Source organism: Promicromonospora thailandica (assembly GCF_024171955.1).
Classification (GTDB): Bacteria; Actinomycetota; Actinomycetes; order Actinomycetales; family Cellulomonadaceae; genus Promicromonospora; species Promicromonospora thailandica.
Map to the genome: position 1 here is coordinate 286,887 of NZ_JAMTCS010000008.1, position 7,555 is coordinate 294,441.

The window sequence follows — 7,555 nt, forward strand, 5'->3', positions numbered from 1 at the left end:
CTCACAGGTCGTGCTCGGCGAGCTCGCGGAACTCGTCGGGGACGGCGCCGCCGCGGCGCAGCACCACGGGGAGGTAGCCGACGGCGTCCGTGCCGAACCGCGTCCGGATCGCGTCCATCGACTCGTCGACGGCGCTGCGGGCAGCCCCGGGCGCCGAGCCGGGCCGCCACGGGTCGGGCGGCTGGAGGTCGAGCTCGAGCTGGACGGCCGACTGGTCGGCGATGTTCGAGACGGAGACGCCGAGCAGGGTGATCTCGCACGGTGCGGCGTCGTCGATGGCGGACCAGGCCAGCCGCACCGCGACCTCGGTGAGCGTCAGGGTGGCGGAGACCGGCACCGGCAGCGTGAGGGAGCGTGTGGACCGGTGCATGCCCGCGCACCGGACCGCGACCGTCACGGTGCGCCCCGCCCGCCCCTTGGCGCGCAGCCGGCGGGACACCCGGTCGGCCAGGTGCGCCAGCACGGCCCGGACGTCGTCGGGCTCGGGGGTGCGGCGGCTCAGGGCCGACTGCGCGCCCACGGAACGGGCGCGGCGGCTGGTGACGACGCGGCGCGGGTCCTCGTCCTGCGCCATGGCGCTGAGCTTGTACCCGACGGCGTGCCCCAGGATGTGCTCGACCGCGGACGAGGGCGTGCGCGCCAGCTCCCCGATCGTGCGGATGCCGAGGTCGGCCAGGCGCTGCTCGTTCACGGGCCCCACACCCCAGATGAGGCCGACCGGCAGCGGGTCGAGGAAGGCCCGCTCGGCGCCGGGGTCGACGACGACCAGGCCGTCGGGCTTGGCCACCTGGGAGGCGATCTTCGCGAGGTGCTTGGTCCGCGCGGCGCCCACCGAGATGGGCAGCCCCACCTCGGCACGGACGCGCTCCCGGATCCGCGCCCCGATCGCGGCGGGCGGGCCGAACAGGTGCGTCGCCCCGGACACGTCGAGGAACGCCTCGTCGATCGAGATCCGTTCGACCACCGGCGTGACGTCGGCCAGGACGCCCATCACCGCGTCGCCCAGCCGCTGGTACTCCCCGAAGTGGCCGCGCACGAACACGAGGTCGGGGCAGAGCCGCACCGCGCGCCAGCCCGGCATCCCGCCCTGCACCCCGCGGGCCTTGGCCTCGTAGGAGGCCGCGAGCACGACTCCCCCGCGCGGCCCGCCGCCGACGGCGACCGGCAGCCCGCGCAGCGCGGGGTCCAGCAGCTGCTCGACCGACGCGTAGAACGCGTCCAGGTCGGCGTGCAGGATCGTGGCGCCGGGTGCGGACATGACAGCATCCTACTCGAACGCCTGTTCGAGTAGGATGCTGCCGTCGGTCAGGGATTGGCGTACATCTGCACGACGACCCGGTCGAAACGCCGTTCCCGCAGGTCCTGGCGGGTGATGGTCCAGTACAGCAGGCCCATCGGCACCCCGTACCACTGCGCCAGGAGCACCCAGTCCTCCGGGCGGGTGTCGTGCTCGCCGGAGCCGTGGTCGGCGGAGCGGCGGGCGGGGTCGCCGTACCCGTCGAAGTCGTCGGCGTGGCCGCCGACCTGCCACTCGCCGCCGTCCTCGGTGAGGTCGGACCAGATCTCCTGCAGCGTCTCGGCGAAGGGGTGCTCGTCGTCGGCCTCGGGGTCGAGCGAGCACGTGGGCAGGGACACCGCGGGGACGAGGCGGAGGTCGCCGCTGCGCCGCAGCGCCTCGTCGAGCGCCGCCGGGGAGGCGTACCCGTAGGGCTCGTAGTCGGGGGCGACGACGCGCTCCTCGACCGGCGTGCCCGCGGGCACGTGCACGGCGCCGCCGGCCACCAGCTCGTCCTCCAGCTCGACGTTCGCGAACAGGAGCAGGTGACCGTCCGGTGGCAGCGGCAGGTCGGTCGCGCCCGGCGGCAGCGTCGCGAGGTCGAGCGTGACGACGAGCTGCTGGTCGCCCGACCGGACGGGGCCGTACCCCGCGGCGGGGGTGGGCGCGTCCGGCGGCAGCAGCAGCGGGGTGCCGAGCCGGCCGACGACCGGGCCGTCGCCGCCGGGCGCGGTGCGGAGCGCGGGTCGCGCGAGCCCGAGCCAGCGGTCGACGTCGTCGGCCGGGACGCCCTCGTCGAGCGCCTGCTCGCGGAACCGGTCCAGCACCCCCAGCGCGTCGGCGGGCAGCTGCCGGATCGCGGCGGGCAGCGCGTCCCCGCCGAACTCCCAGCCCGGGGCGGGCGCCGCGACCCCTGGCTCGCCCAGGCCGGCGAGCCACTCGGCGGCCGACGACCGCGCCGTCGCGTCCTCGCCCGCCCACGCGGCACGCGCCGCGGTCAGGGCGACCGGATGGTCGCGGAGCACCCGGCGGGCGGCAAGCCGGTGGCGGCTCGCCCCCAGGGCGAGCGCCGTCAGACGCGGGACGAGGGGTTCGGGCGCCGCCGGGAACCGCTCCAGGACCATCAGGATCATCGCCGTGGCGTCCACGGCGTCCTCGTCCGGGTGCCGCTTCCCGTCCGGCCCGTCGAGATACTCGTCGGCGAGGTCCAGACGCTCGGCAAACAGCGGCCACCAGCGTTCGGCGTCCGCGGGCGTCAGGAGGGCGCCGATCTTCCGGCCCCCGTGGCCGATCCGGGTGACCAGCAGCTCGGCCGTCCACCGGTCCGCGTCCGACGCTCCGGCGGCGCGGCGCGCGTCCCGCAGGGCCCGCACGTCGGGCAGGGCCGACAGCCGGTCCCCGGCCGCCTGCCAGGCGCGGTCCGCGTCCCGTCCGCTGCCCGGCGGCAGCGCCACCAGGGCGTCCAGCTCCCGCGCCAGGTCCGGGTCCGAGGGCGGCGCGACCGGGGGCACGGCCACCGCCGCGGTCGTCGGCCCCACGACACCGCCCGCCGGGCGCAGCTCCCGCACGCGGACGACGGCCCGGCGCAGCAGCCGCTCCCGGTCCGGGTCCGGTGCCTCGGCGTCCACCCCCGTCCCGGTCAGCGTCTCCTCGACCGCCTCGACGCCGCCGTCGAGGTCGGTCAGCCGGGCGACGGCGTCGGGCAGCCGGTCGGCCGGGGCGGTCCGCAGGTGGGGGCGCAGCACCTCGACCTGGCGGGCACCGTCCAGACCGGACAGCGCGGTCAGCGCCTGCGCCCGCACGCCTCCGTCGACGTCCACCGCGAGCCGCCCGAGGAGGTCCACGTGCGCCTGCGGGCTGTGCGCGCAGCGGACGGCGGCATCCCTCCGGGCGAAGAACGGCAGCCCCGTGACGACGTCCGCGAGCACGTCGGCGTGCCGGGCGAGGAACGCGGCCCCTGCGTCGCCGTCCAGCAGCACGTCGCGGCCGCGCATCGACCGGCCTGGCTCCACGTACAGCAGGGCCGACAGCGTGAACCGGGCCGCGGAACCGGCCGGCACCCCGCCCGCGACGGCGACCTCCTCGACCAGGTCCGCGGTCCACCGCTGCCGCACGTCCGACGCGCCGGGCGCGTCCGTGGAGCGGCTCAGCCGCACGACGTCGTCGGTGAGCACCAGCAGCCAGGACGGCTCGCCGCCGTCCGCGGCCCGGCCGGACGCCGCGTGCGTCACCTGGCCGAGCCGGGCGAGCACGTCGGCCGGCGCGGACCGGTAGACCGTCCGCCGGGCGGCGTCGGCGCTCCGCCGGGTCCAGCCGGGATGCGCTGCGGCGACGGCCTCCGCCAGGTCGGGCGGGTGGTAACCGCCCGGCTCAGCCACCACCTGCGCGCCGCGAGGCCGATCGCGCAGCAGGTCCAGGACCTCCGGTCCGGCAGCCTGCAGCACGTGGTCGACCACGGCGTCGTAGACCTCGGACACCTTGAGCGGCGCGAGACAGTCCCGTACCGCGTCCGGCCAGCCCGGCATGGCGCCGTCGGCGACGTCCTGACCAGCCCTTTCACCCTCGAATGTGTGCATATCGGGAGTCTATGGACACCCTCTGACACGCCCCCGTGGCCACCGGGCGGGCCCGCCCCTACCCTGGAAGGGACAGCCTCCGGGACCAGGGCCTCGACGCGGGGACCGGGCCTCGGGTCCGCGACGACGACGTGGCGGCGTATGACATGACCTGGCCCTTCCTGGCGCGGCGCAAGCCCGCACCCGACCCTCTGGCCACCCTCCGGCTGCAGATCCGCCTGGGCGAGCTCGCGACCGAGCTGCGCCGGATCGAGGAGGACACCGACCTGTACGCGCGCGCCCACCACTGGCTCGCCGTGCAGAGCGCCTACGACGCGCTGCTGCGCGAGGCCTGCCGGCTGGCCGACCTGCCGGCCGAGGCGACCCCGCTGCGCGCGGGTGGGCACGCCGGCGCGGGCGAACGGCTCCGGGAGGAGCTGGAGCTCAGCGCGCGCGGCTGGTCCTGGTGACTGCTCCCCCGTGACGGCCCGGACCACCCTGACGGCCCCGGCGGCCGTGGTCGCCTAGGGTCGGGGCATGTTCCCCTGGCTCGAGATCGGCGGGTGGCTCGGTTCGGCCCTCGTCGTGCTGTCCCTCACGCAGGCGCGCGTGCTGCGCTTCCGCTGGCTCAACCTCATCGGCTCGCTCGTCGCGACCACGTACAACGCGATCCTCGGCATCTGGCCCTTCGTCGCCATGAACGCCGCGATCAGCCTCATCAACATCTACTGGCTGTGGCGGCTGAACCGCGAACGCCACGACGCCGCCGTCTACGAGGTGGTCGAGGTGGCCCCCGACGACGCGTACCTGCTGCACGTGCTGCGCACCCACGCGGCGGACATCGCGACCTTCGCGCCACGGTTCGTGGCGCTGCCCGAGCCGGGCGAGGAACGGTCGGCGTTCCTGGTCCAGCGGGGCGACGAGACCGTGGGCGTCGTCGAGGTGCGCGACGGCGGGGACGGCTCCGCCGTGGTCGAGCTCGACTGGGTGTCCAAGCGGTTCCGCGACCTCACGCCCGGCGAGTTCGTGTACCGGCGCAGCGGGATCTTCGCGGCGAAGGGGTTCGCGCGCGTCGTCGTGCCCGACGCCGCGCACGGCGACGCGGCATACCTGCGCGGCGTGGGCTTCCGGCCCGAGGGCCCGGCCTGGGTGCGTGACGTCGCGGAGCACACCGCGGGCTGACGCCCGTCGACACGTACGGCGCAGGGCCGGAGGCGCACACCTCCGGCCCTGCGCCGCCGCCGTCACACGAAGGTGTACGGCTGGTACGGCGTGTCCCGCTTCAGGTAGGCGTCCTCCGAGAACAGCGGGTTCGACAGCTCGCCGCGGGCGATCCCCGCGAGCAGCTCGGTGGTCCGCAGGTCGAACCGGCGCCATTCCTCGCCGTCGGGGTGGCCGACGTAGATCGGGTAGTCCTCCGGACTCACGCCCTGCTCGACCGCCCAGTACAGGACGTCGCCCGCGGGCGTGTCCGCCCAGGCGATCAGGCGTGCCCCCGCCGGGAGGTCCTCCGGCGGGATCTCGTCCCCGTCCTCCCAGAACTGCTCGAGGTCGCCGAACCTGCCGAGCGAGCGCAGCAGGTTCTGGTTCTTGTACCGCGGGTCGGGTGCGTAGAGGGCGATGTGGTCGAACCAGACGCCCGCACCACCCGCGTCCACCAGCTCGCGGAAGTCCTGCGGGACGACCATCTCGAGCTCGCGCTGCGCGCGCTCCCAGTCGAAGCCGTCTCTCGGCTCCAGGTTGCCCAGGATGACCAGCTGTTCCAGATCGGTGTTCATGTTTCTCGCGCTCACCTGCCTCGTGGGATGTTCACCGGACTCTCCCCGAACCGGACCCCGTTGACGTCGGGCAGCAGCCCGGCCTTCACGGCATCACGGTAGAGGTCGAGGTCCGCCTCGTTCTTGAGGATGACGTCGAGCTGGTAGCCCCCGCTGCCCTCACCCCTGACGTGGATCTCCTTCGGGATCTCCACGTCGCTCAGCGTCTTGGGGTCGGCCTCGAAGACGGGCGTCACCTCGTAGGAGACGGTCTGGTCTCCCTTGTTGACGACACGCTTGACCTCGTTCTCCATCGCCTTCTGCCAGGGGTCGTTCGAGTCCCTGAACTGTGTCACGAAGTTCTGGTCGATGCTGTTCGTCGTGTCACCGCCGAGCTGCGCCCCGAGCAGGTGGCCCTTGTTGTGGCCGCCCGCCGCACCCTCGTAGCCCAGCGGCTTGATGCGCTCCGGGACGCCGGTGCGGCCGCTGACGGGCGGCTCGAGAGTGGTGCTGACACCCGAGGGGCGCTCGATCGTCTTGCCGTCGAACTCGACCTTCTCGGTCCGGTACGTCGCCTTGCCCTCGGTGCGGGCCACGTCGCCCCGCGGCCGTTGAGCCCCGGCCTTGCGCGTGATCGGGAGCTTGATGCCTCCGGTGTGTCCCGCGTTGTGGACCAGGACGGGGGTGGTGCCGGCGTAGACGTAGTAGTTCGAGTGGGTCTGGACGTGGAAGTTGTAGACCGTCTCGACGTCCTGCTCGGCACGCTGCTCGATCTGGATGCCCTGGACCGGGGTGGTGGCCCCCGCGGAGGTGACCAGCAGGTCACCCTCGCGCAGGAACGCCGCGTCCACCCACCCACGGCCCTGGACCCAGAACGGGTGCTCCGCAGTGGTAGAGACCCGCTGCCCGCCGATGGTCAGGTGGAACAGCTCGCCGGTCGAGCGCACGAAGGTCTCGACCACCACCTGCAGCTCATCACGCCCGGTGACCAGGTCATGCGCCCAGACCTTGTCCCCCACCCGGATGTCCTCGATCCGGCGGGGACCATCCGGGGTATGCACCAACGTCCCGGCCACGAAACACTTCCCGAACCCGAACTTGCACCACCCCTTGCCCAACGCCTGCCGGAACCCGCCCGCCTTCGCGATCGTCTTGGACAGCCCCATCGCGGCCTTGGCGGCACCACCCAGACCGATCAGAGACAACGCCGCACCCGCGATCGCGATCCCCGCCTCCGCCCACGACCGCTCACCCGTCGCAGCAAGAGTGATATTCGCAACCGCCGACACGATCGCCGCCACCGCAGCGATCACGATCAACACACCCGCCAACGCCTGACCCACCACCGGGATAAACGCCACCACGATCGCCAAGATCCCCGCGATCGTCGAGATCATGTCCGCGATATCAGCAATCGCAGCCACCAGCTTCGAACCCCAGTCATCCCACCACCCATCATTCAAATCATCCGACGAGGTAATCTCCTCGATCCGATCCATGGCCGCCCCCGCAGCCCGGTCCCGGTCCGACACCGCAGACTCGATCGTGGACTTCGCCCCCGCGATCACACCCGCCGCCTGATCAGCATCATCACCGGCCTGACGCGCCTTGCTCTCATACTCCTGCTTCTGCGCCTCGTCCCTCGCCGAATCAGCCAGCTCCTGCCACCGCTGGCGCGACCCCGACGCCGACTGGGCCTGATCCTGCGCATCCCGGGCACGATCCAACGCCGCCAGAGTCTCCCCCTGCACCCGCTCCAACGCCCCCGCATACCCCACCAACGCGTCACCCGCAGCCACATACCGCGAGTGCGCCTTACGGATATCACTGATGGTGTCCTCCTTGGCACCCATCAACGCATCCACCGCCTTGGACACCGTCCCAGCCACATCCAACCGACTCATCGCCCCTGCAGCGTTGTCGATCGAACGCGCCACCTCCTGGTACTCCTGCCCACCGGCAAGCAC

General features: G+C 73.4%; 6 protein-coding genes. 2 read left to right on the forward strand and 4 right to left on the reverse strand.

From position 1 onward, the window contains the following. Position 1: 1 nt before the first annotated feature. Entirely contained in the window at positions 2-1,258 is a 1,257-nt protein-coding gene (dinB, locus tag APR03_RS14920; RefSeq protein ID WP_253836838.1) for a DNA polymerase IV, read from the reverse strand. 47 nt (positions 1,259-1,305) lie between these two features. Beyond that, on the reverse strand, positions 1,306-3,852 hold the full coding sequence (locus tag APR03_RS14925) for a DUF1963 domain-containing protein (RefSeq protein ID WP_253836840.1): 2,547 nt from the start codon (positions 3,850-3,852) through the stop codon (positions 1,306-1,308). Positions 3,853-3,998: 146 nt separating this feature from the next. On the opposite strand from APR03_RS14925, the gene APR03_RS14930 reads away from it, so the two are divergent. Both APR03_RS14930 and APR03_RS14935 read left to right on the forward strand, forming a co-directional pair. Then, the gene (locus APR03_RS14930) at positions 3,999-4,301 is read left to right on the forward strand and encodes a hypothetical protein (RefSeq protein ID WP_253836842.1); all 303 of its coding nucleotides are present in this window, start codon (positions 3,999-4,001) and stop codon (positions 4,299-4,301) included. 67 nt (positions 4,302-4,368) lie between these two features. Next, a complete protein-coding gene (locus tag APR03_RS14935; protein WP_253836843.1) occupies positions 4,369-5,013 on the forward strand; it encodes a hypothetical protein in 645 nt (214 codons plus the stop codon). A gap of 62 nt (positions 5,014-5,075) precedes the next feature. On the opposite strand, the gene APR03_RS14940 is transcribed toward APR03_RS14935, so the two are convergent. Both APR03_RS14940 and APR03_RS14945 read right to left on the reverse strand, forming a co-directional pair. Continuing rightward, positions 5,076-5,609, reverse strand: a complete 534-nt coding sequence (locus tag APR03_RS14940; RefSeq protein WP_253836844.1) for a hypothetical protein — start codon at positions 5,607-5,609, stop codon at positions 5,076-5,078. Between the two features lie 11 nt (positions 5,610-5,620). Beyond that, the coding region (locus APR03_RS14945; protein ID WP_253836845.1) for a polymorphic toxin-type HINT domain-containing protein at positions 5,621-7,555 on the reverse strand (1,935 nt) is incomplete at its 5' end.

What these genes read in the sequence shown, in the direction of transcription:
- dinB (WP_253836838.1), bottom strand. Translation starts at nt 1,258, where the DNA reads ATGTCCGCACCCGGCGCCACGATCCTGCACGCCGACCTGGACGCGTTC.
- APR03_RS14940 (WP_253836844.1), bottom strand. Translation starts at nt 5,609, where the DNA reads ATGAACACCGATCTGGAACAGCTGGTCATCCTGGGCAACCTGGAGCCG.
- APR03_RS14930 (WP_253836842.1), top strand. Translation starts at nt 3,999, where the DNA reads ATGACCTGGCCCTTCCTGGCGCGGCGCAAGCCCGCACCCGACCCTCTG.
- APR03_RS14935 (WP_253836843.1), top strand. Translation starts at nt 4,369, where the DNA reads ATGTTCCCCTGGCTCGAGATCGGCGGGTGGCTCGGTTCGGCCCTCGTC.
- APR03_RS14925 (WP_253836840.1), bottom strand. Translation starts at nt 3,852, where the DNA reads ATGCACACATTCGAGGGTGAAAGGGCTGGTCAGGACGTCGCCGACGGC.